We start from the raw sequence: 24,429 nt of genomic DNA, 5'->3' as shown, positions 1-24,429 counted from the left end.
TACAAAAAAGCCACGGCTATTAACCGTGGCTTTTAAATTTTTTCAAAGTAACTCTACTTTAAGGCTTTCTCTACAACTGGGTAATGATCCCATACTTGTTTATCACTCAATGAACGGACCAGTTTAACATACTCAGCATGTGTCCATGCCAGTGGTGTTGCTGAATTAGTGCCCTCACCTAGCTTATAACCTGCTTTATTTACACCTACGCCATCCCATACTTGCTCAGGTAGCATCATTCCATTATTGGCAAATTGCTCTAAACCTTTTATATAGCTGTTTTTAATTTGCGCTTGTTTTGCATCATCAAGGGCGTTGTTTGCATTAGCAGCAGCTATTTCATAGTGGCCACGCTCACCTGTGAAAAACGGCCATACACGACCGCGTTGGCCTGGTGTATTGCTGCCGCCCTCTGCGTAATTTGTTCCTGTTACTTCATCTTCGCCGTAGCCGTCATTACCGTAGCGGCGGTAGCCTGCAAATGTGCCGCTGCCATCGTCAAAGCTAAAGCTGTATTTAACTTGTAGGTTATCTTCTAGCGTTTCATCATCGTACTCAGGCAGTGTTTTAACAATGCTTTCGTCGTTAGCACCACGTACACCATAGCGTACTAGCTCTAAAAACCCGCCATCTAAAATTTGCTTTTTATTAAACCCTTCACGGCCATTATTAGCGTTAATTTTAGTGTCTGAGTTTGCATCGGTATCTTGGCCTATACGAATAAAGTATTCACCATCACTATTTTCGCCTTTTAAGTTACCTTTAGTAGTAAACATGTGCGATTCAATATCGTTGTTGTACTTTATAGCCGTATCTAAGTAGCGCTTTGCGTTTTTATCATCGCCACTTAGTGTTGCAATATCACTGGCTGTAATAAGGCCTGCCACTATTGCCGCAGTAGTCGAAGGCGAGTAACCTTCTTGCTCTTCCCAACGCTCTTGTTGGGTAGCCGGTGGCGTAATTTGCGTGTCGTTCCATAAAATTTTAGCAAGGCCGCCATCAACTAAAAAATCAGCCGCGGGTTTTAACATTTTGCTGTACCAACTTTTTAGCTCTTCATCGCTAAGTACATTGGCTTTATGTAACTTCCAAGCAAGCATAATTGGCATAGCGGTTTGATCTAGTTGTACACCTACCCATTCAAGCTCACCATCTACATGTGTTTTTTGTAAAAACCAGCCTGTATCGCCGTTATTACCCGGTGTTTTGCTGTTTACTTGTACTTTTTCAAGGTATTCGAATGCTGTTTTTGCAGTGGCTGTATCGCCGAGCGCCATAAATGCCATGGCTACTTGGTAAAAGTCGCGTACCCATACCGCTTTATAACCGGTTGAGCCTTCTTTAGCAGATACGGTTTCGCCCCATGGGTTAGACAATGACGCAATAAGCGCACCGGCATTGGTTTTATCTTCTTGTGCTTTTAAAACCATAGCGCTGGTGTATAAAAGCTTACCGTTATCGGCAGTTTGCTCAACCATAGTATTTAGTGGTTTAAGGCTTTGTAGGTAATCTTGCCAACCTAGTGCTTCACCTTTACCGTTATAGTGATCAAGCACTGCTTGATAGCCTTTAGCTAAGCTTTGCTCGCCTTGTTGTATACTTTGCTGCTGCGTTTTACCAAAACTAAGTGCTAAATCGAAGGTGGTGTTAGCGCTTATTTCACCAAGCTCTGCCAACATACTTACGTTACCTGCAGTTTCGCCAGTATTTGTATATTGAGTGTTTAGCGCTTGAGTGGTTTTAAGTGCGTTAATACCATCGCTTTCACCTGTAAAACCTACCGTTTTAGCTTTAAAAGGGGTTGCTGATTGAAGTGATAAATAGTTATCGTCTTCCCATGCGACAAGGCCTTGCTCTGTCGTTTTAGCAAAGTCACCTAACCCGTTGTTGTTTAGGTAAGGGTTTACAACAACATAGGCTTTTAATCCTTCAAGTTCAGTGTTAAATACACTGCGAACAAATAATGTTTGCCCATTTGGGTCGGTAAATATGTGTTTTTCTAGGCTAAAGCGCCCTTGTTTATCAGTGCTTGTTACTATGTAGGCAAGCGAAAGTGGGCGCCCTTGCGCATCTTTGTATAAGTAATCTATGGTGACATCTAATTCATCAGCTTCGGTTACGGTAAAGTCTTTACCTGTAACAACAAACTGCATGTCTTTAATTTGCGCTTGGTGGATAAGCCCAAACATGGTTTCGGTGATCATGCCTTTAGCAATTGAAAACCACACCTTAGATACATCGCCTGTTGCAGCTGAATCACTGTATTGGCCTTTTTGGTATTGCTCGTAAGACGTGCCAATCCCTGTTTTACCTGCATAAGCCCAAAATGGCTCTACACCAGGTGCTCCAGGTGCCGATTTAACCTGTGCAGCGGTATTTTCATTATCTGTGCTTGTGTTTTGTGCACCACAGGCAGTTAAACCCAATGTTAAGAGTGAGGCAGTTATAAGGTTATATTTTTTCATTGTGTGTCCTTAATTAGAATTTTTAACGCGCATTACAGCAATGCCGGCAACAACGAACGAGGCTGCGCCAATTAATAATGCGTAAATAGGCTGATTTGAAAATGCGTGACGTAAAATAAGCCCTAAAATACTGGCGGCAAGTAACTGCGGTATAACAATGAAGAAGTTGAAAATACCCATGTAAACGCCCATTTTGTTACTTGGTAAGGCGTTACTTAACATAGCGTAAGGCAGCGATAATATAGACGCCCACGCAAAGCCCACCCCAATCATAGGTATAAGTAACATTTTAGGGTCTTGAATAATCATAAAGCTGCCAAGGCCTAATGCGCCCAATAATAAATTAAAACAATGCGCGCCTTTTAAACCCATTTTTTTAACTAAAAACGGAATACACATTGCGGCAATCGCGGCAAAACCATTGTAAGCGGCAAATAAAATACCCACCCAATCTGCACCATCGTTAAAAGCTTTAGAGGTTGCATCGCTACTACCATAATGAAAGCTTGTTACCGCGGCGGTGGTGTAAATCCACATGGCAAATAACGTAAACCAGCTAAAAAACTGCACCCATGCAAGCTGCTTCATGGCCTCTGGCATAGTAAATACATCTTGTACTACTTGGTAAAAACCACCTTGGGTTTTATTCGCACTTTTAAGTGCTGCTGCAATCCACTGCACAATACCAAACGCTAGTAAACCGCCAGCAAGTAGGTAAAGCTCTTTTTCAAGCGATAACCCCATTACTAATGCAAGGGTTGCTAAACCTAACACCACAAAAATAATGGCGCCTTTATTAAAGTTAATATCAACCAGCTTGCTGGTAGTAGGTTGAGCGCTTTGCTTTTCAAACTCAGCTAATTGCTCTGGGCTGTACTCTTTTGTACGTGCAACGGTCCAAAGCACAGCCACTAATAACACAACCCCCCCCCAATAAAATGAGTATTTAACAGACTCAGGAATTTGCCCAGGCGCTGCGGTATTGCTTACATCAAACCAATTAGTCATCATCCATGGTAATGCTGAGGCTAGTACCGCACCAATACCAATAAAAAAGCTTTGTAAACCGTAACCGGTAGCGCGCTGTTTTTCAGGCAAGTTATCGCCTACAAGTGCTCTAAACGGTTCCATGGTCACGTTGATTGACGCGTCCATAATCCATAACATACCTGCGGCAATCCAAAGCGTAGGCGAATGCGGCATAATAAATAATGAAAGCGTTGTTAACACCGCGCCCACAAAGAAAAACGGACGACGGCGGCCAAAACGGCCCCATGTTTTATCGCTCCAGTAACCAATAATAGGCTGTACAATTAAACCGGTAAGCGGTGCTGCAACCCATAAAATGGGAATATCATCTACTTGCGCGCCTAATGTTTGAAATATACGGCTCACGTTACCGTTTTGCAGGGCAAAACCAAACTGTATGCCTAAAAAGCCAAAACACATGTTCCATATTTGCCAAAAGCTTAGATTTGGCTTGTCGCTATTATTTTGATTATTCATTATTAGCCTTATTTGTTAATACTGCGCTGCTAAATGCATCAAGTGTGAGTGTGAATGTGGCGCCTTGCGACCCTGATGTGATCTCGGTGCTGTGCTGCTCAAGTAAGTCATGCAATTGGGTTTGCTCGCTAAGTGCCGCTAATTGCACTTTTGATAAGTTAACCGTAATAGTTTGAGGTTGTTCACTAAAGTTACTTAAAACGTAAAGTGTTTGTTGGCCAAGTTTGCGCATAAAGCCAACAACTCGCTCGCTTCCTGTTACGTTAAGCTCGGTCATTTCACCCCCAACCACAGCAGGTAAACTATTAAGTGACATAATGGCTTTATAGTAATCACGAAGTGCTACTTGCTCTTTTGTTAAATTAGCGCCGTCAAACTTACCGTTATTCATCCACGATTGATGCGCCGGTACGCCAATGTAATCAAAAATACTAGTGCGTGTAGCTGTACCAAATCCTGCGTTTTCTGAGCCATCTTCTCCCACATCTTGGCCAAAATATAATAACGTGGGTGCGCGGCTCATTAAGTTAGAAACCACCATTGCCGGTTTACCCCACGCAGCATTACCTGCAAAGTCAGGGCTTGCGATACGTTGCTCATCGTGGTTTTCTAAAAAGTGCAGCATGTGCGCTTCAATATCAGTAACTTGGCTTTGGGCTGCAAAAATAGTATTAGCAGCTTGCTTACCCTGCATAATGGCTTTTAGTGTGTCGTAAAAGCCTACTTTGTCGTAAAGGTAGTCCATTTTACCTTGGTGAATATACGCACGGTACATTAGCGGGTTATACACTTCAGCTAACAAAAAGGCGTCGCTTTTTTGCATTTTTATCGACGAATTTAAAAAGCTCCAAAACTCTACAGGCACCATTTCGGCCATGTCGTATCTAAAGCCGTCAACGCCTTTATCGAGCCAAAATAACGCAATGTCTCTAAATTTGTACCAGCTGTTAGGGAGCTCTTTATCTTGCCAAAACGCATAATGAGCACGGTAATCTTTATTTTTGTATTCACTTGGCAATTGAGCAAAATCGTAGCTGCCATCAGGCTTTACGCCATAATTAACTTTTACTGTTTCGTACCAATCGTTTATATCGGGTTTTGCTGCACGGGCACCATTACCTGTCCATTTAGCGGGCGTTTCATCAAAAAAGCCATCCGCTAATGGGTGTTCATTACCCCCTAAAACTTTATACTCTGGCGATGTTGGCACCTGAAAAGACTGCCCTGGTACGTAGTAAAAGTTATTGTTTTTATCGTACGCTTTAGTGGTGTCGTCTTGCGCGCCAAAGTCTTTAACGCCTTTAGGTTTACCAAGCGATTGGTAATTTCTTGCTACATGGTTAGGCACTATATCAATAATGACTTTCATGCCATGGTTATGTGTACGCTCAACAAGTGCGCTAAATTCATCCATGCGCTGAGTAACATTAACTGCTAGATCAGGATTTACATCGTAATAGTCTTTAACAGCATACGGTGAGCCCGCTCTGCCTTTAACTACATCAGGGTCATCTTGAGAAATCCCATAATCAGTGTAATCCCCCACTAACGCATGATGTAGCACGCCGGTGTACCAAACATGTGTGGTACCCAACTCTTTTATACCTTTTAAAGCAGCGTCATTAAAATCGGCAAATTTGCCTACACCATTTTGCTCTTTAGTGCCCCATGGCGTATTAGACGTGTTGGTATTACCAAATAGGCGGGTAAATACTTGGTATACAACTGGCTTAGTTAATTCGTTTTGGGTTTGTGCTGGCGCTTGTGGTTGCTCAGGTTTGTTACTTTCTGAGCAACCCATTGCAATAAGTGCGCTACACAGTATTGCGGGTACATAAACTGATTTTTTCATTGTGCGTCTTTTTGTCAGTATTTTTATAACTTTATACTAAAGATTAGTGCAGCAACCATACAGTTGCTGCATACGTATTCAGGTAAACTATTAAGGGGTATTTATAACTAATACCGTTGCACTCATTGCCGGTAAAGCCACTGTACTACCTAGCAACTGTGTTTTATTAGTGAATAAGTTAAGCGCTTTAGCATTTTTTGGTATTACTTCCTGCATGTACTCAATATTCTTAACTAGCTCTTTTGTGTTTTTATTCATAAATACCAACACAGTTTGATCGTCGCTAATACGCGCATAACTATACACACCTTGTTGAGGCGTAAAGTGCACTAACTTGCCTTTATCTAGCGCAGTGCTGCTTTTTCTAAAGTTAAGCAAGGTGCTAATTGTTTTGTGCATGTCTTTTTGCTGCGAGGTAAGCCCTTTACCTGTAAATGCATTACTCGTTTGGCCTTTAAATCCACCCGGGAAGTCTATTCTAATATCACCATGGTCTTTACTTGGGGTGTTATCTAATAGCACCTCCGTACCGTAATACATTTGTGCAATACCGCGCGTAGTTAAAAATAGCGTCATGGCCATTTTAGTTTTTGCAACATCTTGTCCAAGCTCGGTATATACACGGCTCATATCGTGGTTATCAGCAAATACCATAATGTTATTGGTATCAGGGTATAAAAAGTCATTCGCCAACGACTCATATACTTTAACCCAACCCGTATTCCAGCTTTCATCTTCATTTAGCGCTTGAATTACCGACTCTTGCAAAGAAAAGTCCATCACGCTTGGTAGGCTTGATGTATACCCATCTTGATTGTTTTTTCCACGTTGCCAATAAGAGGCAATTGCAGGGTTAGAGGTCCACTCTTCTCCTACAATATTAAAGTCTGGGTATTCTTGCATAATGGCTTTTGTCCAATCGCTCAAAAATGCTTTATCTGAGTAAGAGTAGGTATCAACGCGAATACCGCTTAAATCCGCGTATTCAATCCACCAAATAGCATTTTGAATTAAGTACTCGCTTAACAGTGGTTGGCGCTGATTTAAATCCGGCATGGTTTCTACAAACCAACCATCGTTAAACTGGCGTTTATCGTACTCACTGGCGTGTGGGTCTTGTATAGTTTGGCGTGCATGGCTTGTAGCGTTTTTACCTTTTTTAAATTCACCATTAAAGTTAATCCAATCTTTGGTAGGTTTATCTTTAACCCAGGTATGCTCTGAGCCAAAATGGTTTAGTACCATATCCATTACAAGGCCTATGCCTTGCTCTTTTGCTTTTACCGAGAGGGTTTTATATAACTGATTTGAGCCCATACGTGGGTCAACTTTATAAAAGTCAGTAATTGCATAACCATGGTAAGAATAATCGGGCATGTTGTTTTCAAGTACTGGCGTTAACCAAAGCTGAGTAACACCTAAATCGTTTAAATACGGTAATGCGTTTATAACCCCTTGTATATCACCACCGTGGCGCCCGCCCTTTATACTTGGATTTGCTGCTTCTAGCATGCTAGGAACAGTATCGTTTTGCTTATCACCATTAGCAAAGCGATCTGGGTTGATTAAATAAAGGGTATCGTTAGATGTAAAGCCTTGGCGCTTTGCACTGTTTTTATCACGTGTAAGTAGTGGAAATTCGAAACTTTGGCTCGCTTCGCTGCTATTAAATTTAAGCGTTCCTGCTTTAGCGGCATCGGTAACAGTAATATTCAAAAATACATAATTTGGGTTATCTGTGCGCGTTACTTTATTTAATTTAACACCATTATATTTAGCTAATTTAATTTGCTCGTTTGCAATATTTTGCTCATGCACCATGATGTTAATCGTGTTTTTATTCATGCCTACCCACCAATTGGCAGGTTCAACGTCAAGTGCATAGCTAATGGTTGGTAAGGTGCACGCACTTACAAGTAAAAGTTTATTTAAAAATCGCATCATTAGGCCTTTTTAATTTTTGCTAAAAAATCTTTATGAGTAGGTAATTGTTCTACCGTTGAAGTAATAAGAGTTTTTAATGTAGAAAATAAATCGTTAAGTTGTTCACTGCTTAATGAGTCAACAATACTATTGTAATCATCGGGAATAATGCCTTGGCCTATAAACACTTGCTGCCAAGCAACCTCTGCAAATAGTTCGTCGTTTTCACGTACTACTTTGCCTGTGTGTTTAAATAAATTGAGTTTATGAGCCAATGATTCGGGAATATCCATTTGCTTACACTGACGCCAAAACGCCGAGTCTTCTCGCTCTGTTAGTTTGTAATGCAAAATAATAAAATCGCGTATGTGCTCTATTTCTATCACGCTTTGATTATTAAACTCGCCAACTAACGCATCGCTAATACCATTATGCGGAAACAGCTTTATTAAACGGGTTACTGCACTTTGTATTAAGTGGATACTGGTTGACTCTAACGGCTCTAAAAAGCCACTGGCGAGTCCAACCGAAACCACATTTTTATACCACTGCTTTAAGCGCCGTCCTGTTTTAAATTTTATAACGCGTGGTGCTGTAATGGGCTCGGCAGGTAAATTATTTAATAGTAACTGCGTGGCCGACTCATCAGATAAGTATCGGCTACAGTAAACAAGCCCATTACCCACACGGTTTTGCAGCGGAATTTGCCATTGCCAACCTGCGCTATGCGCAATTGAGCGAGTATAGGGTTTTAGCGAATCAGTACCTTGAGATTGCACAGCAACAGCGCTATCACATGGTAAATAATGAGACCAATCTACAAAGCCTGTATTAAGTGTTTGCTCTATTAACAAAGCCCGCTGACCGGTACAGTCTATAAATAAATCGCCGTTAATTTCGGTGTCATTATCAAGTGTGAGGCTTGTAATATTGCCTGAGTGCAGACATTGGTTAACCTGCTCTATTTTAGCGTCTATGTGTTTAACGCCACGCGAAGTAGCAAGCGTTTTTAAGTACTCTGCATAGCGTGTTGCATCAAAGTGATACGCATAACTTAAACCAGGTAATTGAGTGTTAGGTATAGTATTTAATGGTGAAAACTTATGCTGTTTAGCTGCTTGGTAATTTAACGAAAAATCCCATAGGCTATCTTCAGAGCCGGTAATTTTTCCTTTTACCCAAAAATTGTAAAAATCGCAAAAAGGAAAGTCTTTTCCAAATGAGCCAAAGGCATGCATGTAGCTATGAGAGGGAGTTTTCCAATTTTCGAACTCAATACCTAATTTAATAGAAGCATTGGTGGCGTTTATAAAATCTTGCTCGTTTATACCCAGTGCATTATTAAGTTGGATAATTGGCGGAATTGTTGCTTCACCAACGCCTATAGTGCCTATGGTGCTTGATTCAATCAGTGTTATGTTAATTACTTTACCTAACACTTTATTAAGCAAGGCTGCTGCTATCCACCCTGCTGTGCCACCGCCTGCAATGACAACGTGTTTTATTGGTTTCATATTATTGTCCACGTTTAGCCCCGCAAAATGATTAGGTATTATTACGGATTGGTATTAGATAAAGTAGCTATAAAAAAGCCCTTGTAACACAAATTACAAGGGCTCCTACACACAACCTTAATTATAGCTTGTAGCTAAAGCCTAACAAGTAAGTACGACCGTAATCTTGGTAGTCGCGAACTTGTAGCGCGTTATCGCCAGAAAGCGATGTAAACGGCTCTTCTGTTAAGTTTTGTACTTGGAACTGAATTGATAAACCTTCAAGGCTTTCAACACCGGCTTCAGAGAAGTCATACCCAGCTTGTACATCCCAAATTGTTTCACCTAGGATATCTACTTGCTGAGTATCAAAACCTATACCGTATACATCACCTTTAAAGGCACTACGCTTACGCATGCTGGTACGCAGTTGAATACCATTCATTTCGTAATAAACCGTTAAGCTTTGAATTTTATCTGAAAGGCCTGGTAGTTCGTATTCGTTACCGTTTTGATCTTCAATATCAGACTCAATACCGGTATGGCTTGCAATTAAACCAAAGCCTTCAAGTGACGGGTGGAAAATTTTAAATGGTAACGCTAGTGATAACTCGTAACCGTATAGGTCACCGCCGCCGCCATTTACTTTACCACTACCCGTACCCTCAGATGTTGCTGGAATTTCACCTGACTCTGGATCTGCAACACCTGACATATCAATTGCGTATGTGCCATCAAAAATCCACTGCGTTAAGTCTTTATAGAAAAATGCAGCAGAGAAGTAACCTTCATCACTAAAGTAATTTTCGTACGTTAAATCGTAACCAGTTGCTTCTTTTGGCTCTAAATTAGGGTTACCACCCGATACAGACCAAAAGTTACCGTTCTCATCAGGCGTAGTATTGTATGATGCGTCAATTGATGCATTCATTTCGTCTAAACGTGCACGCGAAATAGTTTTAGCCGCACCAAAACGCACTGTTTGCTGCTCATCAATCGCAAGCGATAAGTTTAAACTTGGTAATACGTGAGAATAATCGTGGCTAAGATCTGTCGGCGTAACAAAAATATTACCATCATCGTCTGCATTAAAAGCGTTACTTTGTGAAGACTGGTCAGTATGTACATAACGTACACCAATGTTACCTGTTAACGCTAAACCGCTCACTTCAGCATTAATATTAGCTTGTACAAACGCCGAAGTAATTTCTTCTTTTACTGTCCACGATTTAGTTAAGTGACTTGTGTCTGCTAATCTTTGGTCAACGAGCGTATAATAACCATCATTTAATAAACTGTTAGCGTCATAGGCAATCATATCACCCATGCCAATAAAGCCTAAGTCAACACTACCCATGCGGTATTGTTCTGGCACAGTTAACATACCTGGGTTATCAAGCGAAAAACCAGATAATGTCATATAAAAACCTTGCGAATCTTTTGTTTTTTCGCGCTCTTTATAAGACATACCAAACTCAATTGAGCTGAAGTATTCGTTTTCTAATACTTTAGATGCCGCTAGCTTTAATGTAGACAGCTCATCTTCAATGGTTGGCGCATTAATGAAACCGTCTTGCGCTTGGTTTTCATACCCTGAATCAGTGGTTAGACCATACTTATTATTCAACGCTTTGTTTGACCCCCAAGAAAGAGGCCCACCTAACTGAATTAAGCTGTAATCACTATAATCTAAGTCATGAGTAAACGTAGCACCAGTATTCCCACCGTTAAAGGTGTAACCTAAGTTATCTGCAACACCACGTGAATCACCACGCCCTGTGCCTGAGTAACTTTCAAGGCTCCAAATTTTACGATCTACTTGCGAGTAACTTGCATCAAATTCTACTGACCATGAATCGTCAATATCGTATTTAGTATTAAAACCAAATGCGGTTAATTCTGCTTCACGCTCTTCATAATCGTTACGAACAACTACACGCTGGCCATTAGTAACAGCACTGGTAATAAATCCGCTCGCATCATCTACAGCTACGCTTGCAGGGTCAATTGAACCTTGGCCCCATGCAAATGGGATTTCGATACCGCGTAAGATTTTTTCATCTGTAAAATCTACATATAACGCATCAAACGTCATGTTTAGTTTGTCAGTCGGTGCAGCTTCTAGTACGAGCATGGCTGAATCACGTTCGAGTGTCGATGAACGTACAAATGGTTTAGCACCACCTAAAATTGAGTAAGTATTACCATCATCAGCGGTAAATTCAGGGTAGCCCCACGCGTTCCAACGTTTTTCTTGGTTTGGTGAGCTCATGGTGTTAAGTGCAAATGCAACACCTATAGTGTCATCAGCAAACTGATCAATGTATGAAATAGTACCGCGGTAACCATCGTCGTTACCGTCTGGGTTTAGTTTATCAAAGCTGGTTTGCTCGTATTGGCCATTAACTTGGAATACACGCTCGCCTTTACTTAAAGGACGCACGGTTTGCATGTTTATAACACCGGCAATGCCTTCTGCTTCGATACTTGCGTTTGGTGTTTTATATACCGTAACGCCGCTCATAATTTCTGATGGGTAAAGGTCAAACTCTACGCCGCGGTTATCACCAATAGATACCTGTTCACGGCCGTTAAAAGTAGTACCACTTTCGTTTTCACCAAAACCACGAATTGATACTCTGCTTGCGCGACCATCTAAACGCTGCGCTGTTAAACCAGGTAAGCGTGCAATAGACTCAGCAATTGATGAGTCAGGTAGTTTACCTATATCTTCTGCAGAGATAGATTCTACAACCTGTGTAGAAAAGCGTTTTGTGTTGATAGATTCAACAACACTGCCACGAAAGCCTTTTACTTCGATAACCTCAACGTCATCATTTTTAACTGTATCTTCTTGCGCTGCTACAGAGGTAAAGCTTGCTAAACCTGCAGTTGCTAATGCCAAAGTTAATATACTTGGTTTGAACATAGACATGATGTTTTTCCCGTTACCCATATTGTGATACCCGCTTCTTTATTTGAGTGATAGTCAAACAGGCGAGCTAATTTTGTTGTCAGCATCAATATTAACGCTCGAATTATTTTATTAACAACTTTATGCATACGTATTCAAGACTATGCAACGCATTATAAATTAACAGTTAGTTCACAACACCAAAGCTAACCTATTGATTTTAAGTTTATTATTATGGTGCAACATGATTGTTAATGAGTTTTATAAAAATACATATGTTCGCACTATAAAAAAACCATGATACAGCGTGTAAATAGCGTTAATTAAAGCATTTTTTAATATTTACATACGTTATTATAATTATTTCTGCTTTATGAAATTGGTAAGACCATTCATCACTTTCACCAATACCGTGCAAGCCTTTTAAAATAAGCACCAAAACAGACCGCGCTATTTTATTTATAAGTAAAAAGCATGATTGGTAAAGCTCGTAATAAAAATACAGCACCTTAAATACACCTCTTTAAAAACGGTTTTAAGTGAGTAAATTAGCTGCATACGTATGCAGGCTTTTTACAGAGTAGTCCCCTTCACGTATGCTTTTTGAAAATTTAGCGATTGTTTCAATCGAACTAATAACAATATAAATACTGTGTGGAACGACGGAGAAAAGCATGGCCCAACAGCAGTGGTATAAAGGTGCGGTTATTTATCAGGTTTACCCGCGAAGCTTTCAAGACAGCAATAACGATGGAATTGGTGATCTTAAAGGGATAATTAATCGCATTGATTACATTAAAAGCTTAGGCGTTGACGCTATTTGGATTTCTCCCTTTTTTAAATCGCCAATGAAAGATTTTGGCTATGATATTAGCGATTATCGCGACATAGACCCGCTTTTTGGTGACTTAAACGACTTTGACGAATTAATAGACCAAGCACACAAACGCGACATTAAAATTATAATTGACCAAGTATTAAGTCACACATCAGATCAACACCAATGGTTTCTAGATAGCCGCGAAAGCCAAAATAATGATAAATCAGATTGGTACGTATGGGCTGACTCTAAAGACGATGGTACAGCGCCTAATAACTGGTTATCTATATTTGGTGGTGGTGCGTGGCAATGGGAGCCTCGTCGTGGTCAGTATTATCTACATAACTTTTTAACCGAACAGCCTGATTTAAACTTCCATAACCCAGAAGTAAGAAAAGCAGTACTTGATAATGTTGAGTTTTGGCTTAAAAAAGGGGTTGATGGATTCAGACTAGATGCAATTAACTTTTGCTACCACGATGCTCAGCTTCGTGACAACCCAGCTAAACCTAAGGATAAACGCCAAGGGCGTGGCTTTAGTGAAGATAACCCGTATGCTTTTCAGTATCACTATTATAATAACACGCAGCCAGAAAACATTGAGTTTATGCAAGACATACGCTCATTACTTAATAAGTACCCAGGCACTGTGTCGTTAGGTGAAATTTCATCAGAAGATTCATTGGCAACCATGGCAGAGTACACGCAAGGCGGTGATAAGCTACACATGGGCTACAGTTTTGAGCTACTTACTGATGACTATTCAAGTGAATACATAAGAGAAACTGTACAAACACTTGAGCAACGTATGACCGAAGGTTGGCCGTGTTGGGCATTTAGCAACCACGACGTAGAGCGCGTAGCGAGTCGTTGGAGCCAAAATGGTGAAATAAACTCTGCCCAATGTAAAATGCTTACAGCCCTACTTGCTTCATTACGAGGTAGTGTATGTATGTACCAAGGTGAAGAGCTTGGCTTAGGTGAAGCATCTGTTGCTTTTGAAGACCTACAAGACCCGTACGGCATTACTTTTTGGCCAAACTTTAAAGGCCGTGATGGCTGCAGAACGCCGATGCCATGGGATATCAATGACTCAGAACATGCAGGTTTTAGTAATGCAAAACCTTGGTTACCTGTAGATAACGCGCACACTCAAAGTGCTGTATCTGTTCAAGATAAAGATTCAGACTCAATACTTAATGCCTACCGTGAGTTTATGGCATGGCGTAAACAGCATGCAGTGTTATTAGAAGGCGACATTGAGTTTATTGATACTGCTGAGCCTATTCTCGCTTTTTACAGAACGTTAAACGAGCAAACTATGTTGTGTGTGTTTAATTTAGCTCAAACCAATCAAACATTGGAGCTAACTAAAACAGTGACTGAAGCACAGGATTCGCTATCTCATTGTAATGCCACTTTAGAGGGTAATACGTTAAGCATAAGCGGTTTTGGGTGCTATTTTGCTTTTGTAAATTAATAAAGCCCTAACATATTTTAAAAGCCCGATTTTATCGGGCTTTTTTGTGTGCTTAAAGCTTGAGGTCACTTTGGTCGGTATGAAGGCGAAATAGCTGCCACCAAAGCACTAATACCAATCCGCAATAATAATTAATCATTTTGCGGGGCTAAACGTATCGCTATCTGCGTTAAAAAATTCTCATTTAGAACAACTAAATAGCGAATTTTTTGCCTAGCTATAAACACGTTTTTCCATCCTCAAAATAGATCACTTAATTAAGCGAATTGGTATAACTTAACCTTTTTAATGTGATTGCGTTTTACTATTTAAATAATCAGTGAGCGCAAATAATACGCCTGAGCTTACAAAAGTAATATGAATAATTACCTTCCAAAATAACTCATCACTTGAATGAATATTAGAATTAATAAATACCTTTAAAAGCTCAACCGCAGATATAGCTACAATAGCGCTAATAAGTTTCATTTTTAAACCAGAGAAGCCAACCTTCCCCATCCATGATGGCCTATCTTCATGGCCCTCAATATTGAGCTTTGAGACAAAGTTTTCATAGCCGCTAAAAATAATAATTAAAAGCAAACCTGCTAACAAGGCTGTATCAACCAGTGTTAGTATACCAACGAGTAATTCTTGATTTGTTGCACTAAAGGTTGCGATGCCCATCAAATAAAGTTGTTTAAAAAACTTTATAAGTAACAGTATTACTGCAAACAATAAGCCCACAAAAAAAGGCGCTAATAACCAACGCCCGGTAAATATAAACGATTCTAACCCTTGCTCCACTTTGTGAACTTTACGAGGTGCACGAGGGACGTTAGTTTGCTGTTCAGCCATTCATTTTACTTTTTATAAAAAAAAGCGACCTTAGCTTATAAATTATTACAACACAAATACTTATAATGTAATTTAAGCGTAATTTTCTCATCTTCACGATAAAAATATTTCGTTATCTTTTATTTTAGTTTCGATTAAAAATCAGTACACCAACAGAGTTGTTCTGCATTGGGCACAGTTTAAGTACAACAATAAAATGTATTTAAATCGTCAAACCATTTTTTAGGAATAAACGAATGAATAAAGCATTGCTAGCATTAATAGTAGCGCCACTTTTTGCTGTATCTGCAACGTATGCAGTAGCAGACGATGCACCATCAGCTTCTGCACAAACAATTAAAGAATACACAGATATGTGCGTAAATTGGGCTAAAGACGACGATGTAGCGAATGAAGACCTTTTAGGTTACGTACTTCAATGTGTAAATGATGAACTGGAGTCTGAAGGCTATAAAAAAGTGTCATCTGTAAAAATTTAAATTATGAGTATATATGCGGCTAACAAAGCCATTGCGAAGCATATGCACTCATAAAAAAACCGGAACGACACAGGCTGTGCGTTCCGGTTTTTTATTGGCTAAAAAACAAGTAACGGGTTAGTTACTCTTCTTCTTTTTTAGCTTTTGTCTTTTTTGCAGGCGCTTTTTTAGTAGCAGCCTTCTTTTTAGGCGCCGCTTTTTTCTTTGCTTCTTCTACCCACTTACCTGCTTCATAGTGCGCAGTCCAGCCGGTGGCTTTTGAGTCCACTTCGGTCATAACGTACTGTGCTTTATTTTTACGGCTATAACGTACTACAGCTAAATTTCCATCAGGATCTTTTTCAGGTGCGTCAGCTAAGTAATAAAACTTAGAAGAAATACGGTCTCTAAAACGCTTTAACTCCGCCACTTTAGGTGCGCGTGTTTCTCGTGATTTAGGAAAAGTATTAGCCGCTAAAAATATACCTGCCGCGCCATCGCGAAGTACAAAATAGGCTTCTGATTTTTCGCACTCAAGCTCAGGGATATGAACCGGATCTTCTTTTGGTGGCGCAGCTTCGCCATTTTTAAGCAACTTACGGGTGTTCTTACACTCTTCGTTATTACAGCCAAAGTACTTGCCAAAGCGACCCGATTTAAGCTCCATATCAGAACCACATTTATCACATTCGATAATAGGTCCATCGTAGCCTTTTATTTTAAAGGTGCCTTCTTCAACAATATGCCCTTTACATGCAGGGTTATTACCACATACATGTAGCTTGCGAGTTTCATCAATTAAGTAGGAGTCCATCGCTGTTTCACAAATTGGACAACGCTTCATTTGCATTAATGTTTCAGTTTCAATGTCTTCGACATCTGCAGCAACCGCTTCATCACCTGAAACAAGGTTCATGGTTGTTGTACAGCGCTCTTTAGGTGGTAGGTTATAACCTGTACACCCTAAAAATACACCTGTAGATGCAGTACGAATACCCATTTTTCTGCCACATGTTGGGCAGTCAATATCCGTTTCGACCATTTGGTTAAGGCGCATACCGCCTTGCTCTGGCTCGTCTTTTGCAATGTTTAGTTGCGTAGAAAAATCGTCATAAAATTTATCAAGTACTTGAGTCCAAACGCGCTCGCCTTCGGCGATGTCATCTAAACGCCCTTCCATTTTTGCAGTAAAATCGAAGTTCATTAAATCAGTGAAGTTTTCTACTAAACGGTCGGTAACTATTTCACCCATTTTTTCGGCAAAAAAGCGACGGTTTTCTACACGTACGTAGCCACGATCTTGAATTGTTGAAATAATTGATGCGTACGTAGATGGACGACCAATGCCACGTTTTTCAAGCTCTTTTACTAAGCTTGCTTCACTAAAGCGCGCTGGCGGTTTAGTAAAGTGCTGCTTAGGATCAAGCTCAATTAAGCTTAGCACTTCGCCTTCTTTAACAGCAGGAAGAGACTGATCTTCTTCATTCTTTTTACGCACTGCTGGTTGTACTTTAGTCCAACCATCAAAGCGTAATACTCTACCTTTTGCTTTAAGCTGGAAGTCGCTTGCGGCAACAGTAAGCGTTGTTAGGTCGTATTCTGCAGGAACCATTTGGCATGCTACAAATTGGCGCCATATGAGCTCGTAAAGCTTTTTAGCGTCGGCATCGACACCCTCAACATGGCCCGAAAGCACAGTCACGCTTGAAGGACGAATCGCTTCATGCGCTTCTTGCGCGTTTCCTTTAGAGCTATAGCTAATTGGATCTTTTGGTAAGTACTTAGCACCAAACTCTTCAGTAACGTAGTCACGACACATTTCAACCGCATCTTTTGACAGGTTAGTTGAGTCGGTACGCATATACGTGATGTAACCACCTTCGTATAAACGCTGTGCAAGCATCATGGTCTTTTTAACGCCATACCCTAAACGAGTGCTAGCAGCTTGTTGCATGGTTGAAGTGATAAAAGGTGCGCTTGGACGGCTTTTACTTGGTTTTTCTTCAACACTTATTACTTTATATTCCGCGCTCTCAAGCGTTTTAACTGCGGCAGCAGCCTGCGCTTCATTTACAGGCTTAAATGGCTTGTCTGCTTGTTTGGTTACTTCTAAGCGTAACTGAGACTCGGTATTTTTAACATCAGCATGGATATCCCAAAATTCTTCAGGAATAAACGCTTTAATTTCACGCTCGCGCTCTACTAACAAACGCACTGCAACTGATTGCACTCGACCGGCAGATAGACCACGAGCAACTTTTGCCCACAACAAAGGCGACACCATAAAACCAACAACACGGTCTAAAAAGCGACGCGTTTGCTGTGCGTACACCATATCGGTGTTTAGCTCACCCGGTGTTTCAAACGCTTGCTGAATAGCATTTTTAGTAATTTCGTTAAAAACTACACGTTTATACTTTTCTGGTTCGCCACCAATGATTTCTTGAAGGTGCCAAGCAATAGCTTCCCCTTCTCTATCCAAATCCGTTGCGAGATAAACTTGGTCTGCGTTTTCGGCCAGCTTTTTTAACTCTTGAACTACTTTTTCTTTACCTGGCAAAACTTCGTAATGCGGTTCCCACCCTTTTTCAGGATCGATACCCATACGCGCTACTAAGTTGGTGTAATCTCGTTGCTGTTTATACGCTGCTTTTTCTTCAGGTTCCATTTTACGAACTTCGGCAGGCGTTTTAGTTGCCGGCACTTTAGCTTTGCTCGAACCTGAGGTAGGTAAATCACGTACGTGACCAATACTGGACTTTACGATGAAGTCTTTACCTAAGTATTTATTAATTGTTTTAGCCTTAGCAGGTGACTCTACAATTACTAGCGATTTGCCCATAGTTGCCTATTTCTAACCAAATATTTAAATGTGTTTTGCCGACATAAACGGCGCGAATATTTATAGGTATATCTACAAACACCTATTGTTACAAGCTTTTAATACAAACTTTTCTGTATTTACTGAATAAACAAACAATTTTTGTTGTTAAATTATACAAACAGGTGTTTTTAGAATAATTGCTGTGGAATATATAGAACAGAAACAAAAATGCCAACCTTAAGGTTGGCATTTTTTTACATTATATCAATTATAAATCGTCAGTTACGCTAACTGAAAGTGTAGTCTCTAACCCAGAAGGTGCCTCAGCTGTCACAGTTAAAATGCCGCTAAACTGCTCATTACCACCATCTAAGTCCTCACGCGTAATACCAAACGAAAGTCCTACAGGCACAATACTTGTTGTATTAGGGTAAGTGTAATTATCATTACCCGTTAAAATACCGTTGTCTGTTGCAATCGAAATAGTTGTTTCAGCTGGCATTGGGTTGTTATAAACATCAGCAATAAATACTGTAAGGTTTAAACTTGATGCACCAGTAGTTTGTGTTAAGTCAATCGAGTCAACCTGACACATTAGCTGACTTGTTGCATCGCTTTGCACACGACGAACAAGTGGACTTGTAGGGTCGCTGTTAACACGTACTTCAGATGCATTTGCACCAACAATAGTCGAACAATCATCAGCGTATGTTACTAATCTAAAGAATGCAGCGTCACCTGACATCACAATCTCTTGGTTTTGAAATACATTAACCATTTGACGAGTACAAATACCTGCTGTCTCGTCTTCTTCACGACACAATAAGCCATTGTAAAGGCCGTTTTCTGTGGTCCATGTACCATTGCCATCAAAATCAACAAATTCTTCAAACTCATCACCGGTAGAGTTGTCACGCGAACATGGGTCGGTTCCATCGTTACAATCTTTACCGCCGTATGTGCCATCTTCGTTGTTATCTATGAAGGCTTCTGGAATATCGAATAAATCGTCAAAAAAGTCTTCGCTATCAAAGTAACCATTACCATTTAAATCTGAAAACGTTTCTTCACCAATTGCGTAAGCATGAACGGTTGCACGTCCACCTAATGGTAAATCTACCGTTAAATCATTATTTAAAATACCTAATGGACACGGTAACCCGCTATCACACTTTTGAGTAATCGTATTTTCGTACATTGAATCAGTAAAAGGACGTGGGTTACTGCTTGTCCAGGTTACGCTACAAGCTCCATCAGTTGTGGTACAACTTGGCTCTATTACACCACCTTCTGTAATAAAACTAACCGCCGTGCCATCCGGAACAGGGTTATTAAAGTGATCTGCTAAACGTGCGTTAACCGATACTGTATTTCCATCAACATTTAAAGCATGAGGGTTAAAAATAGAACGTGATAACGAAAAGCTGTTTTGATCTGCAATACCTGTACTAACCACCAAAATATCTGAAGGCGCCGTTACAATAACCGTGTTGCCATCAACCTCTTCCTCACTTGATGCAATAACGCGTACTGGCGTTGCAATAGAACCAGATTGAACAGATGTAGTTACTTCACCACTGGCATTTGTAATTGCACTGGCTGTGCCTAACGTTATGCCACCTACAGCAGTTGAAAGCTCAAAGTTTACAGTTCTTGATGCTAGGTCGTTCCCGTTTGAATCAACAAGCTTAAATGTCACCTCTGAGATTTCAGTTCTGTCGGCGCCACCAGTACCTTTTAAAGAAATTACAGGTTCGGTCACTTCAACAAACTGTAAAAAGCCAATATTAGCTGGTGATACATTTATAGTTGTATTTGCCGACACTGTATCGCCACCAGTGATCACAGTAGCTGTAATGATATCGCCACCTACACAAGTAAGCGGGCGATAAGTTGAGCGGGCAAAACCACCAATACTTGTTACCGTTTCGTCAATTAATGCTTGGTCTGAGCCTACACAGCCTGAAGAAAACTCAACAGTTAATGGTGTAGTGTATAACTCACCATCTTTAGAAATTTCTATCGAAATAAGTGCAGTTGCACCTGCTGCTAATAATTCATCGTCAGCAACCGAGCTACTGATAGCAATTTCAACATCTACTGCAGCAATTTGAAATGCTTTAGTTAAATCGCTTTCGAGCACCGACACTGTAATTTCACCAGCACCAACATCTTGGCCGGGAACGATTGTTAAAAGGGCAACACCATTTGAGTCTGTAATTGCAGTACCTGTTGAAGGAGTAACGGAACCGATTGATGTAGTTGCAGTTACTAATGTTTGTGTAAGTGGAGTTGTTGAATTTTCATTTGTCACTTCAATGTATAAAATACCTGTTGTGTCACCTGAAATACTAGTTACCTCATCACACAATGATGCGTTTCTTGTAGTTGAAAAGTCAGAAGAACAGTTTTGTAAAATTTTAAAGTCTATATCTGCAGAACTCTGATTTGGGTCAATCGCATCACCGCGAGTATAAAATCCTACAGTCGATTGAGCAGCCTCATAAACTGCAGTAACTGTACCAGCACCTTCAATCGTTCCCGGAGCAAGGTTTAATGATGCTAAACCATTTTCATTTGTCAAAGCGGTTCCCGCGCTTGGTAATAAGTTACCTAGTGTTGAACTGAAACTAACAACACCTCCAACGACAGCTTCATTGTTTGAATCTAAAACAGTGGCTTGAACTAAAGCGTTATCATTTGCACTAACTTCGCTTGTTTGAGTTAATGTTGTTGATGAAATCAAGCTTAAATTAAGGGTGTAAGTGTCATCATCGCCTTGTTCAGGAGCATCACCAGCGGTTGTAAAAGTAAAAAATTCAGAAGTAAAAGAATTACTATCGTTATCATTGTAAGTAGCGGAGATGGAACTAGCGCCAGCCTCAGTACCAGCTAATAAATCAATTTTTGCAATACCTTCTTCATTAGTCATTGCAGTACCATTTGAAGGATTAATAACGCCCAAACCAGATAAGTTAAACTCTATTAATTTATAAGCCCCGGGCTCACCATCCAGTAAAAGTTGTGCTTGTGCTACAGCAGGGTTTTGAAAATCAACATTTCTAGTTTCTATATTATCATTCGATAGTAAACTAACTTCGATTTGTGCTTGTTCAATAATAATAGATTCAAAGTCAAATGCTTCTGAGCTGAACGCTTCGCCATCGATTGTATATGAAACTGTAACTTCTGATGCACCAGCTGTATCGCCAGCTAGTAACTCAATGGTAGCTACTCCTTCTTCATTTGTTAAAACGCTTCCAGAGCTTGGATTAAGAATACCTATATCGCTAGCTAATGAGAAATTAACACTTTGTGAGATTACAGCCGCACCTTCGTTGAGCAATGTTGCCCTGAGCTCTAATGGTACCAAAGAAGTTGTAGAATTTGATTGAGTGTCGGTACCTTTAGTATAACCTTGAAGGGTTAAACTATAATCTGATTGATTGGCTTCATCGCCCTGTGATTGAAATGCAAAAGTTGCGCTGTATACAGCGTCGTTCTGAGTGTATGTAGCTGTTACTTCACCAGCACCTACTGTAGTACCCGCGCTTAGCTCTACCGTCGCTTGTCCATTTGCTTGAGTTAAAGCTGATGACTGAGCTAATGAACCGACTTCATCCGCAAGTGTAAATGTTATGCGCTCACCAGAAATAGGGGTTTCATCAGAGTCTAGTAGTGTGGCAGTTATATTTAACGGCGAATCGCTTGATACAGTATTAGATTCACTACCGTCTGTTTGAGAATATCCTTCTAAACTTACTGAGAAAGGATTTTCAACATCACCTTCTGAATCTCCAGAAGAGCTGTAGCTAAAACTATCTGTATATGAAACACCATCGATAGTATAGGTCGCAGTTACTTCTCCAGCTCCTTCAACTGTACCAGCCATTAGTTCGACAATAGCAAAGCCATCACTGTTTGTAAGTGCGGAAGCTTGATTTAAAGCACCAACATCATCTGCCAGGGTAAAGGTAATGCGCTCACCAGAAACAGCATCACCGTCTTGATTTTCTAAACTTGCTCTAAGTTCTAAAGGAGCCGCCGCGGTAACTGTATTTGACTCAGTATCACTTGACTGTGTATAGCCTTTTAAGCTTACCGTATATGTGGATGTTTCGGTTGTAGAATCATCATCACCTATAGTGCCGTCTTTCTCGATTGTTCCACCACCACCACAAGCTGAAAGCATAAAGCTAAATAGTGTAATGCTGAGTAGTCGCGTTAAAGGCATGGACCTCTCCCTAGCGTTGTTATTATTTACTGATAATTGTTTACCTAATATTAACCTATAACTTAGTCTAATATCACAGTTTTTTGTCACTTTTTTGTGTAAAAAAATTTCATTAAAAACTATTTTTTTCTGTAGTAAATATTTCCTTGCTGGTAGTCTATGGCAAATTTGAAAAAATAGATTAGGGAATATGTCTAAAATACGTTCAATGAGTTTAACTACCCGTATCATGATTGGTATGGCGCTGGGTATTGCAGTAGGCTTTTTATTTCAAGCTATATTAGCTGGTGAAGACGATTATCTAATTCCTCTTGGGTTATTCTCTTTGCCAATTAAAGCATTTTTTGTTGATGGCCTTTTCCATGTGGGTGGACAAATCTTTATTGCCAGCTTAAAAATGTTGGTTGTTCCACTTGTGTTTGTATCGCTTGTTTGTGGTACGTGTAGTTTAAGCGATCCTAAAAAGTTAGGTCGTTTAGGCGGTAAGTCTATAGGCTTATATTTAGTAACTACCGCGGTTGCAATTACAGTTGCTATATCGTTGGCGCTGCTATTTAATCCAGGCGAAGGCATTGCCCTTCCTTCAGATGCGAGCTTTAATGCGAAAGAAGCCCCTACACTTGCACGCGTAATTATTGATATGTTCCCTACTAACCCTTTCGAAGCAATGGCTAAAGGTAACATGCTGCAAGTTATTGTATTTGCACTTTTATTTGGTGTGGCGATGGCTTTAAGCGGTAAAGCAGGTAAACGTGTTGCTACTGTGTTCGAAGACTTAAACACAGTAATTTTAAAACTTGTTACACTACTGATGAATATTGCACCATACGGCGTATTTTTCTTAATGGCTAAATTGTTTACCACCATTGAAATGGGGTTAATTGTAAGCTTGGCTAAATACTTCTTAGTGGTTGTAGCTGCATTGCTTATTCATGCCCTTATTAACTACAGCATTATTTTAAAAGTTCTGACGGGACTTAACCCACTTACTTTTTTAGCAAAAATGAAACACGCTTGCTTATTTGGCTTTAGTACATCAAGTTCAAGCGCTACTATGCCAATCACCCTTGAAACAGCAACAAAAAAGCTGGGTGCTAACAACTCAGTTGCCTCTTTTACTATACCGCTTGGTGCCACTATTAACATGGATGGCACAGCAATAATGCAAGGTGTGGCAACCGTGTTTATTGCACAAGTGTTTGCTGTTGATTTAACAATTTCTGATTACTTAATGGTTATCTTAACTGCAACACTTGCATCTGTAGGTACAGCTGGTGTACCTGGTGTCGGTTTAATCATGCTAGCTATGGTACTTAACCAAGTAGGTTTACCTGTAGAAGGTATTGCTATCATTATTGGTGTAGACAGACTGCTTGATATGACGCGTACTGCGGTAAATATTACTGGTGACTGTATGGTAACGTGTGTTGTTGCTAAATCTGAAGGTCAACTCGATGAAACTATTTTCAACGACCCAAATGCCGCAAAAGACTTAGAAGATTATCATAAATCAACGCCCTAATATTTTTAAGCCATAAAAAACCCTTGCCATGCAAGGGTTTTTTATTGTTTATAATTAATACCAATTCGCTTAATTAAGTGATCTATTTTGAGGATTGGTAT

12 protein-coding genes are annotated in these 24,429 nt (G+C 40.1%); 3 read left to right on the top strand and 9 right to left on the bottom strand.

Translation table 11 applies throughout. From position 1 onward, the window contains the following. Window positions 1-53: 53 nt before the first annotated feature. From PESP_RS07495 to PESP_RS07470, 6 genes are all read right to left on the bottom strand, one after another. Window positions 54-2,465, bottom strand: a complete 2,412-nt coding sequence (locus PESP_RS07495; protein ID WP_089347469.1) for a glycoside hydrolase family 15 protein — start codon at window positions 2,463-2,465, stop codon at window positions 54-56. Between the two features lie 9 nt (window positions 2,466-2,474). Beyond that, window positions 2,475-3,971, bottom strand: coding sequence for an MFS transporter (locus PESP_RS07490; protein WP_089347468.1), 1,497 nt, complete (start codon window positions 3,969-3,971; stop codon window positions 2,475-2,477). Further along, window positions 3,964-5,823, bottom strand: a complete 1,860-nt coding sequence (locus PESP_RS07485; protein ID WP_089347467.1) for an alpha-amylase family glycosyl hydrolase — start codon at window positions 5,821-5,823, stop codon at window positions 3,964-3,966. The genes PESP_RS07490 and PESP_RS07485 overlap by 8 nt, the downstream gene beginning before the upstream one ends. Before the next feature lie 90 nt (window positions 5,824-5,913). After that, the gene (locus tag PESP_RS07480) at window positions 5,914-7,767 is read right to left on the bottom strand and encodes a glycoside hydrolase family 13 protein (RefSeq protein WP_089347466.1); all 1,854 of its coding nucleotides are present in this window, start codon (window positions 7,765-7,767) and stop codon (window positions 5,914-5,916) included. After that, on the bottom strand, window positions 7,767-9,260 hold the full coding sequence (locus PESP_RS07475; RefSeq protein WP_089347465.1) for a tryptophan halogenase family protein: 1,494 nt from the start codon (window positions 9,258-9,260) through the stop codon (window positions 7,767-7,769). The genes PESP_RS07480 and PESP_RS07475 overlap by 1 nt, the downstream gene beginning before the upstream one ends. Before the next feature lie 121 nt (window positions 9,261-9,381). Continuing rightward, on the bottom strand, window positions 9,382-12,174 hold the full coding sequence (locus PESP_RS07470; RefSeq protein ID WP_089347464.1) for a TonB-dependent receptor: 2,793 nt from the start codon (window positions 12,172-12,174) through the stop codon (window positions 9,382-9,384). Window positions 12,175-12,827: 653 nt separating this feature from the next. Between PESP_RS07470 and PESP_RS07460 the strand changes: the two genes are divergently transcribed. Then, window positions 12,828-14,453 carry an alpha-glucosidase family protein gene (locus tag PESP_RS07460; protein ID WP_089347462.1) on the top strand — a complete coding sequence of 542 codons (1,626 nt, stop codon included), beginning with the start codon at window positions 12,828-12,830 and terminating at the stop codon, window positions 14,451-14,453. 285 nt (window positions 14,454-14,738) lie between these two features. Here the strand turns inward: PESP_RS07460 and PESP_RS07455 are convergent, their stop codons facing one another. Next, a complete protein-coding gene (locus tag PESP_RS07455) occupies window positions 14,739-15,290 on the bottom strand; it encodes a TIGR00645 family protein (protein ID WP_089347461.1) in 552 nt (183 codons plus the stop codon). Between the two features lie 236 nt (window positions 15,291-15,526). Here PESP_RS07455 and PESP_RS07450 point away from each other — a divergent pair, with 236 nt between their 5' ends. Continuing rightward, complete coding sequence (locus tag PESP_RS07450) at window positions 15,527-15,769, top strand: hypothetical protein (RefSeq protein WP_089347460.1); 243 nt, start codon at window positions 15,527-15,529, stop codon at window positions 15,767-15,769. 121 nt (window positions 15,770-15,890) lie between these two features. Here the strand turns inward: PESP_RS07450 and topA are convergent, their stop codons facing one another. Next, window positions 15,891-18,590, bottom strand: coding sequence for a type I DNA topoisomerase (gene topA / locus PESP_RS07445; protein ID WP_089347459.1), 2,700 nt, complete (start codon window positions 18,588-18,590; stop codon window positions 15,891-15,893). Window positions 18,591-18,840: 250 nt separating this feature from the next. Beyond that, entirely contained in the window at window positions 18,841-22,806 is a 3,966-nt protein-coding gene (locus PESP_RS07440; RefSeq protein ID WP_089347458.1) for a beta strand repeat-containing protein, read from the bottom strand. 190 nt (window positions 22,807-22,996) lie between these two features. Here PESP_RS07440 and PESP_RS07435 point away from each other — a divergent pair, with 190 nt between their 5' ends. Beyond that, a complete protein-coding gene (locus tag PESP_RS07435) occupies window positions 22,997-24,328 on the top strand; it encodes a dicarboxylate/amino acid:cation symporter (RefSeq protein WP_089347457.1) in 1,332 nt (443 codons plus the stop codon). Window positions 24,329-24,429 lie beyond the last annotated feature (101 nt).

It is taken from the genome of Pseudoalteromonas espejiana DSM 9414 (assembly GCF_002221525.1).
GTDB lineage: Bacteria > Pseudomonadota > Gammaproteobacteria > Enterobacterales > Alteromonadaceae > Pseudoalteromonas > Pseudoalteromonas espejiana.
This window is presented reverse-complemented; position numbering and strand designations above follow the sequence as displayed.